This window comes from Actinomycetospora chiangmaiensis DSM 45062, from assembly GCF_000379625.1.
Classification (GTDB): Bacteria; Actinomycetota; Actinomycetes; order Mycobacteriales; family Pseudonocardiaceae; genus Actinomycetospora; species Actinomycetospora chiangmaiensis.
This window is the reverse complement of the sequence record NZ_KB903229.1, coordinates 401,542-422,252: the sequence shown is the minus strand read 5'-3', so window position 1 is coordinate 422,252 and position 20,711 is coordinate 401,542. Positions and strand designations below refer to the sequence as shown.

Genomic DNA, 20,711 nt, shown 5'->3' with positions numbered 1-20,711 from the left:
GGGACGATGCGCGGGTGCCCGACGCCGACCAGGACACCGAGCGGGAACCCGACTACCGGTTCACCCTCGCGAACGAACGCACCTTCCTCGCCTGGCTACGGACCTCGCTGTCGCTGCTCGCCGCCGGCGTCGCCGTGGTCCAGCTGGTGCCGTCGTTCCCGATCCCGCATGCGCGGGGCGTGACCGGCGGGCTGCTCGCGGTCCTCGCGGTGGTGGCGGCCGCGTCCGGGGTGCTGCGCTGGCGCTCGGTGGAGGACGCGATCCGGCACGACCGCCCGCTCCCCCGCCAGCGGATCCCCTGGGTCATGGCCACGGGGCTGGTGGTCCTCGCGCTCTTCGGGCTCGTGCTGATCGTGCTGCGCGGCGAGGCGTGAACAGTCCCAGCGACGCCGGGCTGCAGGCCGAGCGGACCGGGCTCGCCTGGAGCCGGACCTCGCTCGGCGTCGCGGGCAACGCCGTCCTGCTCGCCGCCCGGGAGTTCGGTCACCTCGAGGTCTCGCTCGCGCTCGTGCCGGCGGGGCTCGCGCTGCTGATCGCGGTGGCGACGGCGCTCTACGGCCGGCACCGCACCCGGGTGCTGCGGCACGCGCCGCTGCCGTCCCCGCTCGCCGCGGCGCGGGCGGTGCCGCTGCTCGGCGGCGCGGTGGTGCTGCTCGCCGTCGTCTCCGGCCTCGTGCTGCTGGTGTGAGCGTGCAGCCGAACGCCGCCCGGCCGACCCTCGCGTGGCGGTTCTGGGTGGTCGTGCTGCTCGTGGGCGTGGGCGCCGGGATCGCCGGCGGCCTGCTGACGCTGCTGCTGCACCTGGCGCAGGACGTGGCCTACGGCTACAGCGAACGGTCGTTCCAGGAGGGCGTGGACGGGGCGCCCTGGTGGCGGCGCCTGCTCGTCCCCGTCCTCGCGGGCCTCGTCGCCGGGCTGGGGTGGTGGTGGCTGCGCGGCCCGGTCTCGCGGCGGCTCGGCGCGATGCGCGGGGTGTCCGCGACGGTGTGGACGCCCGGCGCCCGGATGGGACTGGGCCGGACCGTCCTCGACGGCGTGCTGCAGATCGTGATCGTGGCGCTCGGCGCCTCCCTCGGCCGCGAGGGCGCGCCGCGGGAGATCGCGGCGGCCCTCGGCTCCCGCCTCGGCGAGCTGACCGGGCTGGCCGACCACGAGCGCCGCGTCCTCGTCGCGTGCGGGGCGGGGGCCGGACTCGCCGCGGTGTACGACGTCCCGTTCGGCGGCGCCCTCTTCACCCTCGAGGTGCTCCTCGGCTCCCTCGCGCTGCCGGTCGCGATCCCCGCCGTCGTGACCGCGACCCTCGGCGCGGTCGTCGCCTGGTTCCTCGTCGGCGACGCGGCGGTCTACGCCGTCGCCCCGGTCCCGACGACGGGCTCGGCGGTGGTCTTCGCGGTCCTCGCCGCCCCGGTGTGCGGGCTCGCGGCCGTCGGCTTCGTCCGCCTCGTGCGGTGGGCGCGACGCCCGGCACCGACCGGCTGGCGGCTGCCGGTGGCGACGACCGGGGTGTTCACCGTCCTCGGCGCCCTCGCGATCGTGTTCCCCGAGCTGCTCGGCAACGGCAAGGGGCCGACGCAGATCGTGCTCGACGGCGGCGGCGCGCTGCCGGTCCTGGTCGCGCTCGTGCTGCTCAAGCCGCTGCTCACGATCGCGTCGCTGCGCGCGGGGGCGAGCGGCGGGCTGTTCACCCCGACCCTGGCCACGGGCGCCCTGCTCGGGGCCGTGCTCGCCCGCGGCTGGGTCCTGCTCTGGCCCGGCAGCCCGCTCGGGGCCTACGCCCTGGTCGGCGCCGCGGCCTTCCTCGCGGCCGCGCTGCAGGCCCCGCTGGCCACCGTCGTGCTCGTGCTCGAACTGACGCACGCCGGAACCGGTCTGCTCGTCCCGGTCACCCTCGCGGCCGTGCTCGGCACCCTGGTCGCGCGGCTGGTCGAGCCGCAGTCCACGACGACGGCGGCGCAGCTCGAGCCGCTCAGCCCGCCCGGACCTCCGCGGGGGTGAGGTAGTCGTCGGTGTGCTCGAACTCGGCGAGCCGTCCCGAGGTGTCGGTGAAGAAGCCGAGCCGCACGGCGTTGTTCCCGCCGACGCCGTGGAGCGCCCAGTTGGTGGCCACCCGCGCGACCGCGTCCGGGGCCCGCAGCGCCCACAGGTGGTACCCGCGCGTCACGACCTGCGCCGGGAGCCCCGCGAGGTCGATCCCGAAGGGCTTGGCCACCGCGTCGGTCCCGCCGAGGTCGACGACCAGGCCGAGGTCGCGGTGCCGGTAGTCCGACGTCGGACGGCCGGCGAGGGCCGCGGCGACGTTGGCCGCGGCGACCGGGGCCTGGCGCGTGGCGTGCTGGGCGGTCGGCGGGCACGTGTGGCCCGGGTTCGTCAGGTCCGGCACCGACGCGGCGTCGCCCAGGGCGGTGATCTCCGGGTGGTCGGCGGCGGCGAGGTCGGCCCCGACGTCGAGCGCCCCGTGGGTGGACGGCAGGTCGAGGCGGGACATGAGCGGGTTCGGCGCCACCCCGGCCGTCCAGATGAGCGTGGCGGTCTCGAGGCGTCGGCCGTCCGAGAGCGTGACCGAGCCGTCGTCCGCCCCGGTGAGGCTGGTGCCGAGGTCGACCACGACGCCCCGGTCGGTGAGCACCCGGTGGGTGTCCTCGCTCAGCCGCTGTCCGAGGCCGGGCATGAGTTCGGGGGCGTGCTGGACGACGTGCCAGCGCACGAGGTCGGGGTCGAGCCCGCGGGTCCGACGGGCCAGGGCCCGCGTCATGAGCTGCAGGCTCGCCGCCGTCTCGACCCCCGCGTAGCCACCGCCCACGACGACGAACCGGCACCGCCGCTCCCGCTCCGCGGCGTCGGTCGTCGCGGCCGCGAGCTCGAGCTGTTCGAGGACGTGGTCGCGCAGGAACGCGGCCTCCGCGAGCGTCTTGACCCCGCGGCCGTACTCGCGCAGGCCGGGGATGTCCATGACCTTCGTGACGCTGCCCGGTGCCAGCACGAGGTGGTCGTAGGAGAGGTCCTCGCGGGTCCCGGTGATGGTCCTCACCAGCACCCGCCGCGCCGCGGGATCGACGCCGACCGCGCGGCCCGGCAGCGTCCGGGTGCGGCGCAGCCGCCGGGCGAGGGCGATCGTCGCGGCCCGCGGCGGGATGACGCCGGCCGCGACCTGCGGGAGCAGCGGCAGGTAGAGGACGTGGTCGTCCGGGCTGACGAGGGTGATCCGGGCGTCCGGGGCGAGCCGCTCGAGCCGCCGCGCGACCCCCGCCCCGGCGAACCCACCTCCGACGATCACGACGTGCGCTGCCACGTCGCCTCCGTTCCCGGTCCCCCGCCGCCCCACACCGGTGCTCACGCGAACAGGCGCGCCCCCGGCCACCCGCCGTCGGGAACGACTACCGGACGAAGGCGCTGTGCCCGGTGATCCTCTTCCCGACGATGAGGGTGTTCATCTCGCGCGTGCCCTCGTAGGAGTAGAGCGCCTCGGCGTCGTTGAAGTACCGGGCGATCCCGTTCTCCAGGATCGTCCCGTTGCCGCCGACGATCTGGCGGCCGAGCGCGACCGTCTCGCGCATCCGGTCGGCGCAGAACTGCTTCGCGAGCGCCGAGTGGGCGTCCGAGCCGCCCCCGCCGTCGATGAGCTGCGCGTTGCGGGCGGCCATCCCGAGCGACGCCGTCGTGTTGCCGAGCATCTGCACGAGGGCGTCCTGGATCATCTGGAACCCGGCGATCGGACGCCCGAACTGCACGCGCTGCTGGGCGTAGCTCAGGGCGAGCTCGTAGGCCGCCATCTGCACCCCCACGCACGCCCACGACGCGTTGCCCCGGGTCCGGCGCAGCACCCCGCCGGTGTCGGCGAACGTGCCCTGGCCGCCGGAGAGCCGGCGGTCCTCGCCCACGCGGACGCCCTCGAGGGTGATGTCGGCGTTCTGGGTGATGCGCAGCGCCGTCTTGCCCTCGATCTTCGTGGTGCTCACACCGGCGGTCTCCCGGTCGACGACGAAGCCGCGGACCGCCTCGCCGTCGCGGGCCCAGATCACGAGCACGTCGGCGAACGTCCCGTTCCCGATCCAGCGCTTGTGCCCGTCGATGACCCACTCGTCGCCCTCGCGGCGCGCGGTGGTCTCCATCCCGCCCGCCACGTCGGACCCGCCGTGCGGCTCGGTGAGGCCGAAGGCCCCGACGAGGTCCAGACGTGCCATGGGCGGTAGCCAGCGCTCGCGCTGCTCCGGGGTGCCGCACGCGTCGATCGAGCCCATCGCGAGGCCGCTCTGCACCCCGAAGAAGCTGTTGGTCGAGGCGTCGATGCGGGCGATCTCGGCGTGCACGAAGCCCATGAGCACGCGCCGCGCCGGCCGGTCCGAGTACGTCGAGAGGCCGTAGGGCAGCCCCGCCAGGTCGAGTTCGGCGAAGCCCCGCCGGAACTGCTCGGGGAACTCCGCCGCCTCCCACGCCTCGTTCACCACCGGGGCCACGTCGGTGGCGAGGTAGCCGCGCAGCCGGCGCAGGATGTCGCGCTCGCCGTCGTCGAGCAGCTCGCCGTAGGCGTAGAAGTCGGCGACGTGGGCCGCGTCGGGATCGAGCTCGAGGTGCGGGCGGGGCAGGTCGGCGAAGGGGTCGCCGTGACCGCCGTCCTCGCCGGCGGTGGCGGGCGCGATGGAGGTGCGGTCGTCGGTGGGCGCAGCCATGGCGTCAGCGTGCTCCCGGTCCGGGGCCCGCGCCACAGGATCGGTGGTGCACACCATCGGTGATCGCGTGGGCGTCCCACGGAAGATGCTTGTACGATGAAAGTGAAATCTCGGGTGGTCCGCGGGGATCCGGATGGCCGACCGGTCCCGGTTTCGCGACAGTGGTGGGCGGGTCAGTCTCCCGCGTGACCCCGGGGCGCCGGGACGCGAGCGGTTTGAGGAGTACGACGGTGGACGGACAGCAGCCGATCATGATCTTCGGACGGATCACACGGGGTGACGGCGGCCCGCTCCCGGGGGCGGCGCTGACGCTGTGCGACCTGGCGGGCGACCAGCTCGACCGGACGGTCGCCGACGAGTCCGGCGACTACCGCCTCACGCCGTCGACCGGCGGCACCTACCTCGTCATCTGCTCGTCGTCCACCCACCAGCCGAAGGCCTCGCTGGTGGCGGTGTCCGACCGGGCGCTGCGCCACGACGTGTCGCTCTCCGGCGGTGGTGCCTCCCTCGAGGGGACGGTCGGCGCGTCGCGCGACGGCGGCCTCGTCGGGAGCGCCGGGGTCGTGCTGACGCTGACCGACGTGCGCGGCACCGTCGTCGCGGTCGCCCGGTCGAACGCCGACGGCGGCTACCGGTTCGCCGACCTCGACGAGGGCACGTACACGCTCACGGCCGCCGCCCCCGAGACCACGCCGGTGGCCGAGACCGTCCAGATCCCGGGCGAGGGCCGCGTCACGCGCGACATCTCGCTGGTCAGCCAGCTGCGCCTCTCCGGCGTGGTGCGCTCGGCCTCCGGCGGCCGGCCCGTCGCCGAGGCGCTGGCCACCCTGGTCGGCGCCGACGGCAACGTCGTGGGCGCGGCCGTCACCGGCGCGGACGGCACCTTCGACTTCCCCGAGGTGACGCCCGGGACCTACACGATCACGGCCAGCGGGTACGCGCCCGTGGCCAGCGAGATCGAGGTCGGCGCCGGGCAGCCCTCCGAGGTGACGCTCACGCTCACCCCGCCGGCGCTCGGCCCCGCCGACGAGGCGCCCTCCGACGCCACCCGCTCGTTCTCGGGCGAGGACTTCGGCGCCGACGCCGTCCCGGCGGGGGCGTACGCCAACGGGCACAACGGGCGCCACGCGACCGGCGACTTCTACTCCGACCGCGGCGACGCCGACGGCGGACGGCGGTGACCGCCACGACGTCGGGGACCCAGCGGGTGGCGGGTGTCGCCGTCACCAGCGACGGCTGGCCGGTGCCGTTCGCCGTCGTCACCGTGATCGACGCCGCCGGTCAGCAGATCGGCGGCGCCACGGTCGACGACGACGGCCGCTTCGTCCTCGACGGCCTCCCCGCCGGGCCGTGCACCGTCATCACCTCCGCCGTGGGCCACACGCCGTCGGCCCGACCCGTGGCCGGCCCGGCGTCGGGCGACCTCGGCCGCGTGGTGCTCACCCGCACCGGCGCCCTGGAGCTCCCCGCCCCCGGGCGCTGGGAGATCGACCCCGTGCACTCCCGGATCGCGGCCTCGGCGTTCCACCTCGGCATCACGAAGGTCCACGGTCGGCTCCGCCGCTTCACCGGCGCGATCGACATGGGGCCGACCCTCGAGAGCACGCAGGTCACCGCGGCGATCGAGTCGGGCAGCGTCGACACCGACGACGAGCGGCGCGACGAGCACCTGCGCGCGCCCGACTTCCTCGACGTGCTGCGCTTCGGCGAGATCCGCTTCGCCTCGACGCAGATCGTGAAGCACACGGCCGACCACTGGACGATGCTCGGCGACCTGGAGCTCAAGGGCGTCAAGAGCCGCGTCGCGATGGACGTGATCTACCACGGTGCCGGCCCCGACCTCTGGGGCGGCGAGCGCGCCGGGTTCTCCGCGACCACCCAGCTCTCCCGCGACGACTTCGACATCTCGTGGAACCAGTCGGTCATCGCCGGCATCTTCGCGATCGGCCGCACGCTCCGGATCGAGATCGACATCGAGGCGGTCCGGGTCACCGGGTAGGTCCGGCACCGTCCCCGCGGGGGTGACACCGCGCAGGTCCGGGTGCGGCTGGCCCGTGGGCTCCCTGTTCCTTGTCGCGGGCTCCTGGACATCGCGCCCCACCCTGTCGTTCTGATTCACAACGACAGGGCGGGGCGCCTGGGCGAATCGGCCGCGACACGGTGACGTGAGGGCCGCCGGGCCGCGCGCCGACGTCGTGCCGAACCGTCCGGGCTCCGCTCACCCGAAGTCCCCGACCGTTCCGTGTCCTCGCCGCGCCCCGCGCTGCGTGTCGCGGTCTCCCCCACGTCACGCCGAGCGCCCCGCGTCGCCCGTGCAGCTTGTCGCGGCCTCCCCCGCGTCACGCCCCGCGCACCGCGTCACGCCCCACTCGTCCGTGCAGCTTGTCGCGGCCTCCCACCCGCCCGTGCAGCTTGTCGCGGCCTCCCACCCGGCCGTCACCGCCTTGTCGTTCTGATTCACAACGACAGGCCGAGTCGCCCGGGCCGATTTCTCCCGACAGGGTCGTTCGACTCCCACTGCGCCGTTCGGACGGCCGGCTGTCCACAACCATCCGAGAGTCAGCTGGTTGTCCACAGCGTGACGCCGGAACATGGCCGAACGACGGAGCTCGCGGCCATTCTCGGCGCCATGTCCTGGTTCGAACCCCAGCCCGGCGACGGCGGCCTCCTGCGTCGCAGCGCGTTGATCCGCCTCGAGGACCCCACCCTCGTCGACAAGGCCCTGCGCCAGAAGCAGGTCGTCCGCGTGCACCGCGGGATCTACAAGGAGGGCGAACCACCCGACGACCGCGAACGCGCCTGGGCCGCGTGCGCGACGGTCGGCGGCTGCGCGGCCGTCGCGAGCCACCGGACGGCAGCGCGCGTCCTCGGCCTCGAGGTACCCGCGGGCGGGCCGGACGAGGTCACGATCCCGCGCTGCGAGCGCCGCCCGCATCGCACCGACCTGCGGTTCCACACCTCCGTCGTCGCCCCGGAGGACGTCCTCGACCTGGACGGTCTCCGGGTCACGACCGTGGCCCGCACGCTCGTCGACCTCGCCCGGACGGAGGAGGAGTACCGGGCCGTGTGGGCGGTGGAACGCGCCCTCCTGCGCACCCGCGTCACGCGGGAGGAGTTGGACGACGCGATCCGGCGGTGTCGTGGGACGCCGGGTGTCCTGCGGGCCCGCCGTCTGGTCGCGGCGGCCCGACCGCTGTCCGGCTCGCCGCTCGAGACCGCCGGACGGCTCGCCCTCGTCGAGGACGGACTGGAGGAGCCGGAGGTGCAGATGCCGATCACCCGCGCCGACGGCAGGAACGCCTACGTCGACCTCGCCTATCGCCGCCTGCGCAAGGGCTTCGAGTTCGACGGCCGTTCGGAGCACGGGATGGAGATGGCCGTGTTCGAGGACCGCGACCGTGAGAACCAGATCGTCCTGCGCGACCTCACGATCTACCGGTTCTCCTGGTTCGACGTCTTCCGACGGCGCGCGCAGTACCTCCGCACCGTCCGCGGCGCGATCGGGGCGTGAGCCCACGCCCTCCTGTCGCGGCCCGCGTCCGACCCGGCCGGCCTTATCGTTGTGAGTCACTGCGACAAGTCCAGGAGAACCCGGCGGCCGACCGCGACAAGGCGCGAGCAGCCCCCTACGCCGGGGCGCCCAGCACCACGTCGTGCTCGACCGACTCACCGGCCACCGTCACGACGACGACCCGGGGTCGGTCGGTGTCCCCGCCCGTGCGGTGGGGCGTGCAGATCAGCACGAAGTCGCCCACCTCGGGCGGGCGGAGGTCGAAGGTCCCGTCGGGCTCGGTGTGCACGCGGGCGACCTGCTGGCCCGCCATGTCGACGAGGGTGACGGCGGCAGGGCTCGGCCCGCCCGTCCCGTCGACGACGCGGCCCGTGAGCCGCCCGATGCCGTCCGCGGTCGTCCTGTCGACCACGTGGTGCTCCTCCATGGTGGCGGCCGCGTCCTGGCACTCCTCCGTGGTGGCGGCCGCGTCCGGCACCTCGGTCCGCGCGTCGGGGGCGAACTCCGGCTCGCCGGCGACCAGCCCGCCGTGGTTGGCCCGGGTCACCAGCGCCATCAGCACGATGGCCACCGCCACGAGCACGACGGGGACGACGAACGCGAAGTCCGGCATCTCCCGGGCGACCACGGCGTTCCCGCCCGCCGCGACCACGATGACCGTAATGCGCAGCGGCGAGTTCCAGTTCCAGCGGAACGGCCTGTGGAGCTCGACGAGGCTCGACACCCAGTTCGTGACGGTGCCCGACAGGAAACTGGTCGGGGTGCCGGCCGGGCCGACGTAGCGCATGGCCGCGGCCTGGATGCCCATCGCCAGGCCGGCCCCGAGGACCAGGACGACGACGCGGGGCTGGGCCAGCGCCTCGTCGTCGACGGCGTAGAAGAACACCCCGACGGCGACGAGCAGCGCGAACTCCACCGTCAGCGCCACCCCGACGGCGTTGCGCCAGGGCAGTCGGCGCATCGCCACCCCGCACACGAGGGTCCCGACGACGAGGCCGCTGCAGTACCCCGTGATCGCCACGACGTTGTCGAGGGCCTGGTACCAGTCCCCCTGCCCGACCCCGAGCCCCAGCAGGACCAGGTTGCCGGTCATCGTCGAGGCGAAGACCTCGTTGAAGGCGAAGAACGTGACGACGTCGATCGCGCCCGCGGCGGCCGTGAGCACGATCGTGACCGCGCTGAGCAGCCCAGGCCGTCGCTCCGGATGGTCGAAACCGGTCATACCGACTCAATGCCCCGGACGGGCCGCTTCTAGGGCGCGGCACGCCGTGACGAGCGTCATCGCGTTGTGCACGACCGAAGCGATGGCGCTCGATCCCGAGCGGTCGTCCACGGCCCCGAGGAGCGCCGTGGGCGTGCCGCTCAGCGCCGGTCGAGCACCAGGTCCACGTCCACCGGACCGCCGTTCACCGAGATCTGCGTCGCCCGCGGGGCCGCGAGGTGGGCCGCGTCCTGCGGGGTGGCGATCACTAGGAAGTCGCCCGAGGCCGGCGGCTCGATCCGGAACCGTCCCTGGCCGTCCGCGACGGCCCGGCCGGCCTGCCGCCCGGAGTGGTCGACGAGGGTCACGACGGCGGGTGCCGGGGCGGCGTCCGGGCCCGTCACCCGACCCCGGAGCACCCGCCCGGGGCTCACCGGCACCGACCGGTCGTCGGGAACGGGGACGCTCTCGGTGACGGCGGCGCCGTCGAGCTCGTCGGCGCCGTCCGCGGCGCGCTCCTCCGGCTCGACGTAGGCGTACTTCCCGCCGCGCAGCAAGGAGGCCAGGGCGGCGACGACGCAGCACAGGGCGGCGAAGACGAGGGCGAAGGTCAGGCCGTCGGCGAACGGGCCCGAGATGAGCTGCGGGAAGAACGAGCGCCCGGTGAGGAACCCGGCCTGCTGCGGGCCGACCTGGGCGAGGACCTGCGGGCCGAGCAGCGTCTGCATCGGGTTGTAGCCGAGCAGCGCGGCGAACAGCGTGGAGACCGGTGGGAGCTCCGAGATCCGCTGGGCGGCGTCGGCGGGCACGCCGTGCGCGAGGAGCCCGTCGCGCAGGGCGCTCGGCAGCGTCCTCGAGAGCCCGAGGATCAGCATCGAGAAGAAGATCCCGATGGAGAGCACGGTCGCGCCGTTCTGGAACGTCGAGGTCATGCCGGCGGCCGCGCCGCGCTGCCGGGGCGGGACGCTGTTCATGATCGCCGCCCGGTTCGGCGACGAGAACAGGCCCATCGACAGCCCGTTCACCGCGAGGATGATCGCGAAGTCGACGTAGGAGAAGTCGACCGGCAGGAACTTGAGCAGCAGGAAGCTCAGGGCCGCGCCCAGCATGCCGACGGTGGCGTAGGCGCGGGCGCCGTGGCGGTCGGACAGGATGCCCGAGACCGGTCCGGCGACGAGGAACCCGATGGTCAGCGGGACCATGTAGATGCCGGCCCAGAGCGGGGTCGACTCGTAGTCGTAGCCGTGCTGGGGCAGCCAGATGCCCTGCAGCCAGATGATGAGGATGAACTGCAGACCGCCGCGGCCGAGGGCGGCGAGCAGGCTCGCGATGTTCCCGGCGGTGAACGCCCGGATGCGGAAGAGCGACAGGTGGAACATCGGCTCGGCGACCCGGGTCTCGATGACCGCGAAGACCGCGAGGACGATCACGCCGCCGATCAGGCAGGTCAGCACCGTCGGGGAGGTCCAGCCCATGACGTGCCCGCCGTAGGGCTGGATGCCGTACGTGATGCCCATCAGCACCGCGACGAGGCCGACCGCGAAGGTGACGTTGCCCCACCAGTCGATCTTCGCCGCGTGCCGCTCCCCGACGTCGCGCAGCTTGAGGTAGGCCCAGACGGTGCCGACCACGCCGATCGGGACGCTGACCACGAAGACGAGGTGCCAGGACAGCGGCGCGAGGACACCGCCGATGATCAGGCCCATGAAGGAGCCGGCGATGGCGGCGATCGAGTTGATGCCGAGCGCGAGCCCGCGCTGGTGGGTGGGGAAGGCGTCGGTGAGGATCGCCGTGGAGTTGGCCAGCAGCAGCGCCCCGCCGATGCCCTGCAGCACCCGCATCACGATCAGCCAGAGGGCCCCGGCGTCGCCGGTCATCCAGGTGACGGCGAGCAGGATCGAGAAGACCGTGAAGACCGCGAAGCCGAGGTTGTACATCCGGGCGCGGCCGTACATGTCGCCGATGCGCCCGAAGCTGACGACGAGGACCGCGGTCACCACGAGGTAGCCCATGATCAGCCACAGCAGGTAGCTGATGTTCGCGGGCGCCAGCGGGTCGATGTCGATGCCGCGGAAGATGTCGGGCAGCGCGATGAGCAGGATCGACATGTTGATCGTCACGATCAGCACGCCGAGGGTGGTGTTGGACAGCGCCACCCACTTGTAGCGATCGGTCGACACGCCGCAACCCCCTGTCGTTAGCCTATGCAAACAGACTGTACCCGCGTGCGGCCGGGACGACGCCTCGTCGGGGTGCGGTCAGGAGCCGGCGGGGACCAGGACGGGGAGAACCCGCTGCGCGAGGTCGGCGAGCAGCGACCGCTGCTGGTCGGCGGACAGGCTGCCGCCGCGGGTGAGCGTGAGGCTCACCGTCACCTGCCGGTAGGCGACGACGAGGATCGGGCCGTCGGGGTCGGAGAAGAACGTGCCGCGGGCCGCACCGATGGGGGTGTCCACCCCGGTGACGCCCTGGCTCTGCAGCACCTGGTTGTTCACCTCGACCTGCGCCAGCGCCGCCTCGGGCGAGTTGTAGCCGCTGGTGAGCAGCTTGAGGACCTGCGACCCCTGCGGCGCGGCCCCGGGCCCGCCGGTGGAGGTGTAGGTGCAGGTGACGCGCTCGAGGCGGCCCACCGAGGGGGCGGGGACGTCGCGCAGCGCCCGGACGTCGACGGTGCCCAACGGGAGACCGAGCAGGTTCGGCAACTGGTCCTTGGACAGGATCTGGTTGCAGTCGGTGGGCACGAGCGTCGAGCGCGACGGCGGCGCGCTGGTGGGCGCGGCGGCACCGGGACCGGGGAAGGTGGGGATGGGCGGCGTCGCGAGTTGCGGCGCCGAGGAACAGGCCGCCGCGAGCACCACCAGGGCGACGGCTGCCGCCGCCCGACCGCATCGTCCCCGCACCCTCGTCCCCTCGACCGCACCACCGCCAGGCGCCCACGGTATCGGGCACCCCCGGGGTCCCGCGCCGGGAGCACCACCCGCGGACGCCGGTCAGTCCTCCGGGATCTCCGCCAGCACCTTCTGGGCCACCCCGAACGCCCGGTTGGCCGCGGGGACGCCCGCGTAGACCCCGACCTGCAGCAGCACCTCGCGGATCTCCTCCCGCGTCAGCCCGTTGCGCAGGGCCGCGCGCACGTGCATCCCGAGCTCGCCGTCGTGGTGGAGGGCGGCCAGGACCGAGAGCGTGACGATGCTGCGCTGCCGCCGGTCCAGGCCGGGCCGGTTCCAGATGCCGTCCCAGGCGTACCGGGTGATGAACGCCTGGAACTCCGCCGTGGTCTCGTCGGTGTTCGCGATGGCCCGGTCGACGTGCTCGTCGCCGAGCACCTCACGGCGGGTGGCGAGGCCGGCGGGATCGAGGTCACTGCTCATCGGTACTCCGTCCGTGACGCGAGGAAGGCGTCGACGAGGGCCGTCGACTCGCCCACGTGGGCCGCCGGGTCGAGGGCGGCGTCGATCTCCGCCGGGGTGACGTCGCTGCCGTCCAGGGCCTCGGCGAGCACCTCGGCGAAGGGGCGGCCGGTGTCGAGGGAGGTCGAGGCCGCATCCGTGACCAGCGTCTTCGGGTCCGCGACCCGGCCCCGCAGCACCGTCGTGACGTTCTCGGCGAGCAGGAGTCCGCCGGTGGTGTCGAGCGAGGCGCGGACCGCGGCCGGGTCCACCACGAGGTGGGTCAGGGCGTCGGCGAGCCAGGCCGAGCCGGACCCGGCCGTCCGGAGCAGCTCGCGCAGCGGCGCCCACTCCGCGTGCCAGGGCCCGGCGGCGCGCTCGTACTCGTGTCCCGACGCGGCCGTGAGCACCGCGGCCACCAGCCCCGGCACCCCCACGGCGGCCGCCCGGGCGGACACCGCGCCCACCGGGTTGCGCTTGTGCGGCAGCGTCGAGGAGCCGCCGCGGCCCGGCACGTCCTCGCGGACCTCGGCGACCTCGGTCTGGGCCAGCAGGACGAGGTCGGTCGCCACCGACCCGACCGCCGCGCCCGCCCGACCCAGGACACCGGCGAGCTCGGCGACCCGCCCGCGTTCGGTGTGCCACGCGAGCACCGGCTCGTCGAGCCCGAGGCGGCGGGCGAACGCCGCCCGCACCGCCCGCCCGTCGCCGGCGAACGCCGCGAGCGTCCCGACCGCCCCGCCGAGCTGCACCGCGGGGCGCCACGTGCGGAGCGCGGCGACCGCGCCGTCGAGACCGGCGGCCCACCCCGCGGCCCGGAGACCGACGGTGACCGGCGCGGCCTGCTGCAGGAGGGTCCGGCCGGCGGCCGGGGTGTCGCGGTGCCGCTCGGCGAGCGCCGCCGCGGCGTCGGCCGCCGCGGTGAGGTCCGCTGTCACGACCGCGACCGCCCGCGCGGCGACCAGCATCGAGGCCGTGTCCATGACGTCCTGGCTCGTGGCCCCGCGGTGCACCGCGGCCGCCGCCTCGTCCTCGCCGTCGGCCCGCAGTGCCGCGCGCAGGGCGGCCACCAGCGGGACCACCGGGTTCCCGGACGCCGCCGCCTGGGTCGCGACCGCCGCGGCGTCCACCCGTCCCGGCCGGCACGCGCGACCGACGGTCTCGGCGACCGGGGGATCGATCAGCCCGGCGTCGGCGGACGCGGCCGCGAGCGCGGCCTCCGTCTCCAGCAGCGCGGCGAGCCAAGCGTCGTCGGCGACCGCGGCGCGGACGGCCCCCCGCGCGAGGATCTCGTCGAACAGGCCCGGAGCGGTCACGCGGGCATCATGCCGCGCGTGGCGCCCCGGCCCGCGACCCCACGTCCGCTCAGGCGAATTCCTTGACCAGCGTCGCGCAGAACGCGTCGAGGTCGTCGGGGTTGCGGCTGGTGATCAGGCCCTGGTCCACCACGACCTGCTCGTCGACGACGGTGCCGCCGGCGTTGCGGATGTCCGTGCGCACGCTCGGGAACGAGGTGAGGCGCTTGCCGCGCACGAGGTCGGCCTCCACGAGGGTCCACGGCGCGTGGCAGATCGCGGCGATCGGCTTGCCCGCGCCCGCGAAGGCCTGCACGAAGGCAATGACGTCGGCGTTCTGGCGCAGCGTGTCCGGGTTGCACGTGCCGCCCGGCAGGATCAGCGCGTCGAAGTCGTCGGCCGACACGTCGGCGATGGCCGCGTCGACCGCGAAGGTGTCGGCGGGGTTGATGTCGCCGTTCATGGCCTGGATCTCACCGGTGTCGACCGAGATCAGGGTGGTCGTCGCGCCCGCGTCGTCGGCGGCCTTGCGGGGCTGCTCCAGTTCGACCTGCTCGACGCCGCTCGCCGCGAGGATCGCGACGCGCTTGCCGGAGAGTTCGTTCGCCATTCGGGCTCCTCCATCGAAGATCGTCTTTCCCGACGACGGGTTGCCCACGACCGACCGCGCGCGAAACGGGTCACCGCACCAGGCGCGGCGGGCTCCCCGTCGCGAGCTCCCCGCCCGCCTCGACGGCGTCCGCGCGGGTCTGCGCCCACGCGACGACGCCCTCGGCGTCCACACTGTGGCGGCCCGCCACCGACGCCCCGGCGCCGAGGTTCTCCGCGCCGCGGCGCAGCAGCGACACCGCACCCCGCCGGTTGCCGCGCTGGGCGTGCGTGAGACCCACCGCGAGCTGGGCCAGGCCCTGCCAGAACGCGCGCTCGTCGTCGGCCCCGGACTTCCACGCCCCCTCCAGCACCTCGTGGGCGTGGAAGGGGAACCCGCCGTCGAGCAGGCGCTGGGCCTCGCGCAACGCCTCGTCGGGCGGCAGCACGACGTCCTCGTCCACCCGCTCGACGCCCGGCGCACCCGGCGGGAGCGGCCGGCCGGCGGCGTCGCGGGGGCGGGCGTTGCGCGCTCGTCCCGCCTCGTCACGGTCTCGTCCGGCACGTGGGGTCACCCGACCACGGTGACACGGACGGCGCTGCCGGGAGGTGGCGGACGGACGAACGGGCCGCCCGTCACGGTCGATCGTGACGGACGGCCCGTTCGTGGGGTGCCGGCGAGTGGTCAGCGACGCTGCGAGGTGTCGGTCGGCTCCTCCGTCGTCGCGTCGTGGTGCGTATCGGTCCCGTTCGTGGCGGCCGTCGAGCCGTCCGGGCCGGCCGACGTGGCGTCGACGTCGGCCTTCGGCGGCAGCCCGCGCGTCGCGTGGAGGCTGGTGATGGTCACGACCGTCAGGGTCACCAGGATCACCGTCAGAGACAGCCAGGTCGGCACCTCCGGGATGGCCGCGTCGACGTCGACGTGCAGCCAGTGCAGGACCAGCTTCACGCCGATGAAGGCGAGGATGAACGCCAGGCCGTACGAGAGGTGCACCAGGCGCTCGAGCAGCCCCACCAGCAGGAAGTACAGGGCGCGCAGGCCGAGCAGCGCGAACGCGTTGGCCGTGAACACGATGTACGCGTTCTGGGTGATGCCGAAGATCGCGGGGATCGAGTCGAGCGCGAAGACCAGATCCACCGAGAGGATCACCGCGACGGTGATGAACAGCGGGGTGACCCCGAGCCGCCCGCCGACCGTGCGCCAGAGCCGGCCGTCGTGCTCGTCGCCCGGCTTCGTGTCCTCCTCGTGGACGGTCACGAGCCTGCGGGTCAGGCGCACGGCGACGTTGTCGCTCATGTCCTTCGGCTCGTCGCCGTGCGAGCGGACGAGGCCGTAGGCGGTGTAGAGCAGGAACGCCCCGAAGACGACGAACGCGAAGCTGACCGCGTTGATCACCGCGGCGCCGATGAGGATGAAGATCGCGCGCATCACGAGCGCGCCGACGACGCCCCAGAGGAGCACCTTCTGCTGGTGGCGCTTCGGCACCGCGAACTGCGCGAGGATCACCGCGAAGATGAACAGGTTGTCGACCGACAGGCTCTTCTCGACCAGCCAGCCGGACAGGTACTCGACGCCCGACTGGGCGCCCATGACGACCCAGAGGCCGGCGCCGAACGCGAGGGCCACCGCGATGTAGATGACCGACCACAGGGTGGCCTCGCGGAAGCCGACCTCGTGCGGCGACCGCGCGTGCCAGATGTCGACGCCCACGAGGACGACGATGCCGCCGATCGTCGCGGCCCAGACCCAGAACGGGACGGTCACGTCCAGCCTCCTCCAGCTGATGAACTCCCCGTCCAACGCCAGGGGAAGTCTTTGAGTTCCCTTTACCCGGTGAGCCCGCCCACGCCACCCGTCCCGGCGAACTCTCCCGGCCCGCACGCGTCGTCGCACCTCCGTCAGACCCACACGGGCGACGCTGCCGCTCCGGAACGGTGGTGGGAGGGTCATGACGGCTGGTCGGGTCGGTCTGGCGGTACTGGCGGCAGGGGTCGTGCTCGCGCCGGCCGCGCTCGCCGCCCCACCCCCGCCGTCGCCCGCCCCTCCCCCGCCCGGCCGGATCCTCGACGCGCTCCTCGCCCCGCGCGGCGGCGACGTCGTCGGCACCGAGTACCGCGAGTTCACGACGACGGCCGCCGCGGGCCGCGTGCGCGGCCACCTGATCCGGGTCGACCTCGCGAACCGACGCGTCGCGATGCGGCTGCTGCGACCCGCCGTCGTGAGCGCGGTCGGCACGGTGCCGGACCTCGCGGCGCGGGCCGGCGCCATCGGCGGCGTCAACGGGAACTTCTTCGACGAGGGCGGCACGGGGGCGTCGGTGGGGGTCGAGTACGAGAACGAGGCCCTGGTCAAGTCCGCGGTGCCCCTCGGACGACGCCCGGCCCCGCCGGGCCCGCCGGGGTCCAGCCCCGACACGGTGATCGGTATCGACACCCAGGGGGTCGGGCGGATTGGGCGCGTGCTGTTCTCCGGCTCGGTGCGGTTCGGCGGCCGGGAACTCCCCCTGGCCGGCCTCAACCTCTACGCCGTCCCGGTCGGCGGGATCGCGGCCTTCACCCCGGCCTGGGGCGGCACGACCCGCGCGCGCACCGTCTGCGGCTCGGACACCGACGTGAAGGCACCCTGCGCCGGGGAGGCGGTCGAGGTGCGGGTCCGGGCGGGGAAGGCGGTGGCCGTCGGCGCGGTCGGCACCACCGCGGTGCCCGCCGACGAGGTCGCCCTGGTCGCCCGGGACGCGGCCGCGGCGTCGCTGCGGGCCCTGCGTCCCGGCGACCCGGTCGACAGCCGCTGGACCGCCGTCGCACCCGACACCCCGCCGCTGCGCACCGCACTGGGGGCGCTCGCCCTCGTCCGCGACGGCGCGCCCTGGCCGGGACTGCAGACCACCGAGCGGGCGCCGCGCACGGCGGTCGGCCTCTCCGGCGACGGCCGCACGTTGTGGCTGATCGCCGTGGACGGCCGCCAGGAGGCCAGCGTGGGCGCCACGCTCGCCGAGCTCGGGCGGCTGGTCACCGACCTCGGCATCCCGCAGGCCGTCGCGCTCGACGGCGGCGGGTCGACGCAGATGGTCCGTCGCCCGGTCGGGGGACCGCTCGCCGTCGTGAACGTCCCGTCCGCGAAGCCGCTGCGGGCGGTGGCCGACGGTCTCGCGGTGGTCCCCGCCGGCTGAGATTATCCGTCCGGGGCGGGAACATCGGGCCGCGGGGCGTGGTTGGATCGGGTGTCCGGGCCGGGCGCCATGTGCCCCCGGGTCTCAATAATAAGAGCCGCCAGGGACGATCGTTCGGCTGAAGCCCTGGTGTGCCACGCGCCGCGAGGCGGCTCATCGCCCGGCTCGGACACCCCACGGACGCAGCGGGCCCCGGCACCATCAGGTGCCGGGGCCCGTCGTCGTGAACCGGGATTACTGCCCGCCGCCGAGGTTCGGCAGCTGCTGGTTGAACTGGTCGGCGCACTGCTGGGCGGCCTGCTGGACCGCCGCCGGGTTCGGCTGGGACTGCGCCTGGGAGATGCACTGCTGGAACTGCCCGAGCGTGTTGCCGCCGCCCGACTGGAAGAAGGCGAAGAGCCCGACACCGACGACGACCATCAGGATGATGTTGACGATCACGGACAGGAGGCCGAGCAGCAGGCCGGTGAGCGCGACGCCGCCGTTGGTCGCCTGCTGCTTGCGGACCCGCCCGCGGCCGATGACGCCGAAGATGACGGCGAGCAGCCCGAACAGGAAGCCGATGACCGGCAGCCACCAGCAGGTCAGCAGGCCCAGGATGCCGAACACCAGCGCTGCCGCGCCCATGCCGTTGCGCGGCTTCGGCGGCGGGGTGGCGGTGCCGGTGTCCCACTGGCCCTGTTGCGGGTAGGGCTCGGTCACGTCGGGTGTCCTCTCGGGTCGGAGCCGGTTGCCCACCTTCTACCCGCCGCGTCCGGATTCACACCGCCATCCGCGCCGTCGAGGGAGCCACCACCCACCGGTCCGGATCGTCCGGGGTGGTGCGGCGACTCCCCGCGGGCTCACGCCCCGAGCGACGCCGTGTGCGCGATGGCCTCGTCCTGCCGACGGTTCTCCGCGCCGGTCGCGATGGGCGCGTCGATCCAGCTCTCCGGGATGCCGAACCCGTCGACGAGCGCCCGCGCGTGGGGCCGCAGGGTGTGGCACAGCTTGTTGATCTCGGAGGTCACGGCCTTGGACCGCCCGGCGGAGATCCGGCCGTGCTCGAGGAACCAGCCCTTGTCCTGCTCGACGACGCTCAGCGCGTAGAGGTCGCACACCGACCGCATCAGCTGCCGGGCCGTCGGGTCGGTCTGGGCCTCGCACGCCCGGTTGAACGCGTCGAGGACGAGCCCGTCGAGGTGCGACCGGGCGGAGTGCAGCAGGTGGTCCTGGGCGCGGTTAAAGATGGCGAACGCCTTGTCCGGCGTGACGCCCTTGCCGCGCGCCGGCCGCAGCCGGCGGACCAGCCCGTCGAGGGTGTGCTGCTCGCGGTCGTCGAGCAGCTTGATCTGCCACGACGAGTCGAGGAGCTCCTCGTCGTCCCCGCCGGTCGCCGCGCCGCGCAGCCGCTCGGCGAGCTGGTGCAGCGAGGTGCGCTCGGCGACGGTGTCGAGCACCTGGTCGGCGACGAAGCGGATGGTGCCGAGGGTGTCGAGGTTGCCGAAGTCGTCGGCGTAGCCCGAGATCAGGCCCTTGGCGACGAGCTGCAGCAGGACCGTGTTGTCGCCCTCGAACGTGGTGAACACGTCGGTGTCCGCGCGCAGCGTGCCGAGCCGGTTCTCCGAGAGGTAACCCTGCCCCCCGCACGCCTCGCGGCAGACCTGGATGACCTCGGTGGCGTTCCAGGTGGACAGCGCCTTGATGCCCGCGGCCCGCGACTCGAGCTCGCGCTGACGGTTCTCGTCGACCGAGCCGCCGGCTTCCCGCTCGGTCTGGATGTCGTGGAGCATCTCGACGAGCTCGTTCTGGGCGAACCGCAGGGCGTAGGTGCGGGCCAGCAGCGGGAACAGCTTCCGCTGGTGGGCGAGGTAGTCGAGGATCACGATCTCGCCGTCGCCGCCCGGGGCCGCGAACTGCCGGCGGGCCTCGGCGTAGCGGATCGCGATGGTCAGGGCGAGCTGCGCGGCGCCGACGGCCGAGCCGGAGACGCTGATGCGGCCGCGGACCAGCGCGCCGAGCATCGTGAAGAAGCGGCGGTTCTCGCTCTCGATCGAGCTCGAGTAGGTGCCGTCGGCGTTGACGGAGCCGTAGCGGTCGAGGAGGTTCTCGCGGGGCACCCGGACGCCGTGGAAGGCCAGGCGCCCGTTGTCCACGCCGTTGAGGCCCTCCTTGTGGCCGTCGTCGGTGATCTCGACGCCGGGCAGGACGTTGCCCTCCTCGTCGCGCAGCGGGACGAGGACGGCGTGCACGCCGTGCCGTACCGGGGCCTCGCCGGTGGGGGCGGACCAGAGCTGGACGAACACCGCCGCCATGCGGCCGTCGCGCGCGGCGTTGCCGATGTAGTCCTTCTTCGCCGACTCGGTCGGCGTGTCGACCACGAACTCCTCGGTGGCCGGGTCGTACGTGGCGGTGGTGTGCACCGACTGCACGTCGGACCCGTGGCCGGTCTCGGTCATCCCGAAGCAGCCGGGCAGCGACAGGTCCATCACCGACGGCAGGTAGCGCGCCTGCTGCTCGGGGCTGCCGAGGGCCTGGATGGCACCGCCGAACAGACCCCACTGCACGCCGCTCTTGACCTGCAGCGACAGGTCCGCGAACGCGAGCATCTCGAAGGACACGACCGAGCCGCCGATGTCGCCGCGGCCACCCACCGCGGTGGGGAACCCGTGCACGGCGTGGCCGTCGGCGGCGAGCTGCCCGAGCATCTCCCAGACGCGCTGCCGGTGGGTCTCGGCGTCGGTCCCGGGTTCGACGTGCAGGTCGGCGAAGTCCTCACGGCCGCGGATCTCGTCGCGCAGCCAGGCCCAGCGACCGTCGAGCGAGTGCCGCACGGCGTCGACCACGGCGGGCGACACGTCGGACGTCGACGGGGGGACGGAGAGCGGAGCGGCCATCGGGAAGGCCTCCT

Annotated in this window: 19 protein-coding genes; 7 read left to right on the top strand and 12 right to left on the bottom strand. The window is 74.1% G+C overall.

Going from position 1 to position 20,711, the window contains the following annotated elements; genetic code table 11:
• Window positions 1–14: 14 nt before the first annotated feature.
• Genes A3CO_RS0115480 through A3CO_RS0115470 form a run of 3 tightly spaced genes read left to right on the top strand, consistent with a single transcriptional unit; the run spans window position 15 to window position 1,995 of the window.
• Window positions 15–374, top strand: coding sequence for a YidH family protein (locus tag A3CO_RS0115480; protein WP_018333161.1), 360 nt, complete (start codon window positions 15–17; stop codon window positions 372–374).
• Entirely contained in the window at window positions 371–688 is a 318-nt protein-coding gene (locus A3CO_RS0115475; RefSeq protein ID WP_018333160.1) for a DUF202 domain-containing protein, read from the top strand. Before A3CO_RS0115480 ends, A3CO_RS0115475 begins: the two co-directional genes overlap by 4 nt.
• On the top strand, window positions 685–1,995 hold the full coding sequence (locus tag A3CO_RS0115470) for a chloride channel protein (protein ID WP_018333159.1): 1,311 nt from the start codon (window positions 685–687) through the stop codon (window positions 1,993–1,995). Before A3CO_RS0115475 ends, A3CO_RS0115470 begins: the two co-directional genes overlap by 4 nt.
• Here A3CO_RS0115470 and A3CO_RS0115465 read toward each other — a convergent pair.
• Window positions 1,967–3,289 carry an NAD(P)/FAD-dependent oxidoreductase gene (locus tag A3CO_RS0115465; protein ID WP_033414522.1) on the bottom strand — a complete coding sequence of 441 codons (1,323 nt, stop codon included), beginning with the start codon at window positions 3,287–3,289 and terminating at the stop codon, window positions 1,967–1,969. The two genes, A3CO_RS0115470 and A3CO_RS0115465, sit on opposite strands and share 29 nt — an antisense overlap.
• Before the next feature lie 85 nt (window positions 3,290–3,374).
• Entirely contained in the window at window positions 3,375–4,667 is a 1,293-nt protein-coding gene (locus A3CO_RS0115460) for an acyl-CoA dehydrogenase family protein (RefSeq protein WP_157647594.1), read from the bottom strand.
• Between the two features lie 230 nt (window positions 4,668–4,897).
• Between A3CO_RS0115460 and A3CO_RS0115455 the strand changes: the two genes are divergently transcribed.
• The 3 genes from A3CO_RS0115455 (at window position 4,898) to A3CO_RS35925 (ending at window position 8,178) form a co-directional block, all read left to right on the top strand.
• Complete coding sequence (locus A3CO_RS0115455) at window positions 4,898–5,848, top strand: MSCRAMM family protein (protein WP_018333156.1); 951 nt, start codon at window positions 4,898–4,900, stop codon at window positions 5,846–5,848.
• Window positions 5,845–6,666, top strand: coding sequence for a YceI family protein (locus A3CO_RS0115450; protein ID WP_018333155.1), 822 nt, complete (start codon window positions 5,845–5,847; stop codon window positions 6,664–6,666). Before A3CO_RS0115455 ends, A3CO_RS0115450 begins: the two co-directional genes overlap by 4 nt.
• A 630-nt stretch (window positions 6,667–7,296) precedes the next feature.
• Window positions 7,297–8,178, top strand: coding sequence for a hypothetical protein (locus A3CO_RS35925; protein WP_018333153.1), 882 nt, complete (start codon window positions 7,297–7,299; stop codon window positions 8,176–8,178).
• Window positions 8,179–8,293: 115 nt separating this feature from the next.
• Here the strand turns inward: A3CO_RS35925 and A3CO_RS0115435 are convergent, their stop codons facing one another.
• From A3CO_RS0115435 to A3CO_RS32495, 8 genes are all read right to left on the bottom strand, one after another.
• Window positions 8,294–9,400 carry a DUF1275 family protein gene (locus A3CO_RS0115435; protein WP_018333152.1) on the bottom strand — a complete coding sequence of 369 codons (1,107 nt, stop codon included), beginning with the start codon at window positions 9,398–9,400 and terminating at the stop codon, window positions 8,294–8,296.
• 140 nt (window positions 9,401–9,540) lie between these two features.
• Window positions 9,541–11,487 carry an MFS transporter gene (locus A3CO_RS0115430; protein ID WP_157647619.1) on the bottom strand — a complete coding sequence of 649 codons (1,947 nt, stop codon included), beginning with the start codon at window positions 11,485–11,487 and terminating at the stop codon, window positions 9,541–9,543.
• A gap of 150 nt (window positions 11,488–11,637) precedes the next feature.
• Window positions 11,638–12,279: a hypothetical protein gene (locus A3CO_RS0115425; protein WP_157647593.1), complete on the bottom strand. Its 642-nt coding sequence runs from the start codon at window positions 12,277–12,279 to the stop codon at window positions 11,638–11,640.
• A gap of 90 nt (window positions 12,280–12,369) precedes the next feature.
• The gene (gene pcaC / locus A3CO_RS0115420; RefSeq protein WP_018333149.1) at window positions 12,370–12,750 is read right to left on the bottom strand and encodes a 4-carboxymuconolactone decarboxylase; all 381 of its coding nucleotides are present in this window, start codon (window positions 12,748–12,750) and stop codon (window positions 12,370–12,372) included.
• A complete protein-coding gene (locus tag A3CO_RS0115415; protein WP_018333148.1) occupies window positions 12,747–14,084 on the bottom strand; it encodes a lyase family protein in 1,338 nt (445 codons plus the stop codon). The genes pcaC and A3CO_RS0115415 overlap by 4 nt, the downstream gene beginning before the upstream one ends.
• Window positions 14,085–14,133: 49 nt before the next feature.
• Window positions 14,134–14,673 carry a type 1 glutamine amidotransferase domain-containing protein gene (locus A3CO_RS0115410; RefSeq protein ID WP_018333147.1) on the bottom strand — a complete coding sequence of 180 codons (540 nt, stop codon included), beginning with the start codon at window positions 14,671–14,673 and terminating at the stop codon, window positions 14,134–14,136.
• A gap of 70 nt (window positions 14,674–14,743) precedes the next feature.
• Window positions 14,744–15,226, bottom strand: coding sequence for a DUF309 domain-containing protein (locus A3CO_RS32500; protein ID WP_033414415.1), 483 nt, complete (start codon window positions 15,224–15,226; stop codon window positions 14,744–14,746).
• Between the two features lie 110 nt (window positions 15,227–15,336).
• Window positions 15,337–16,416, bottom strand: coding sequence for a TerC family protein (locus A3CO_RS32495; protein ID WP_018333145.1), 1,080 nt, complete (start codon window positions 16,414–16,416; stop codon window positions 15,337–15,339).
• A 184-nt stretch (window positions 16,417–16,600) separates the two neighbouring features.
• Between A3CO_RS32495 and A3CO_RS32490 the strand changes: the two genes are divergently transcribed.
• The gene (locus A3CO_RS32490) at window positions 16,601–17,821 is read left to right on the top strand and encodes a phosphodiester glycosidase family protein (protein WP_084681903.1); all 1,221 of its coding nucleotides are present in this window, start codon (window positions 16,601–16,603) and stop codon (window positions 17,819–17,821) included.
• Window positions 17,822–18,055: 234 nt separating this feature from the next.
• On the opposite strand, the gene A3CO_RS32485 is transcribed toward A3CO_RS32490, so the two are convergent.
• Window positions 18,056–18,523, bottom strand: a complete 468-nt coding sequence (locus tag A3CO_RS32485; protein WP_018333143.1) for a DUF4190 domain-containing protein — start codon at window positions 18,521–18,523, stop codon at window positions 18,056–18,058.
• Window positions 18,524–18,663: 140 nt separating this feature from the next.
• Window positions 18,664–20,697, bottom strand: a complete 2,034-nt coding sequence (locus A3CO_RS0115385) for an acyl-CoA dehydrogenase family protein (RefSeq protein ID WP_018333142.1) — start codon at window positions 20,695–20,697, stop codon at window positions 18,664–18,666.
• Between the last annotated feature and the right edge of the window lie 14 nt (window positions 20,698–20,711).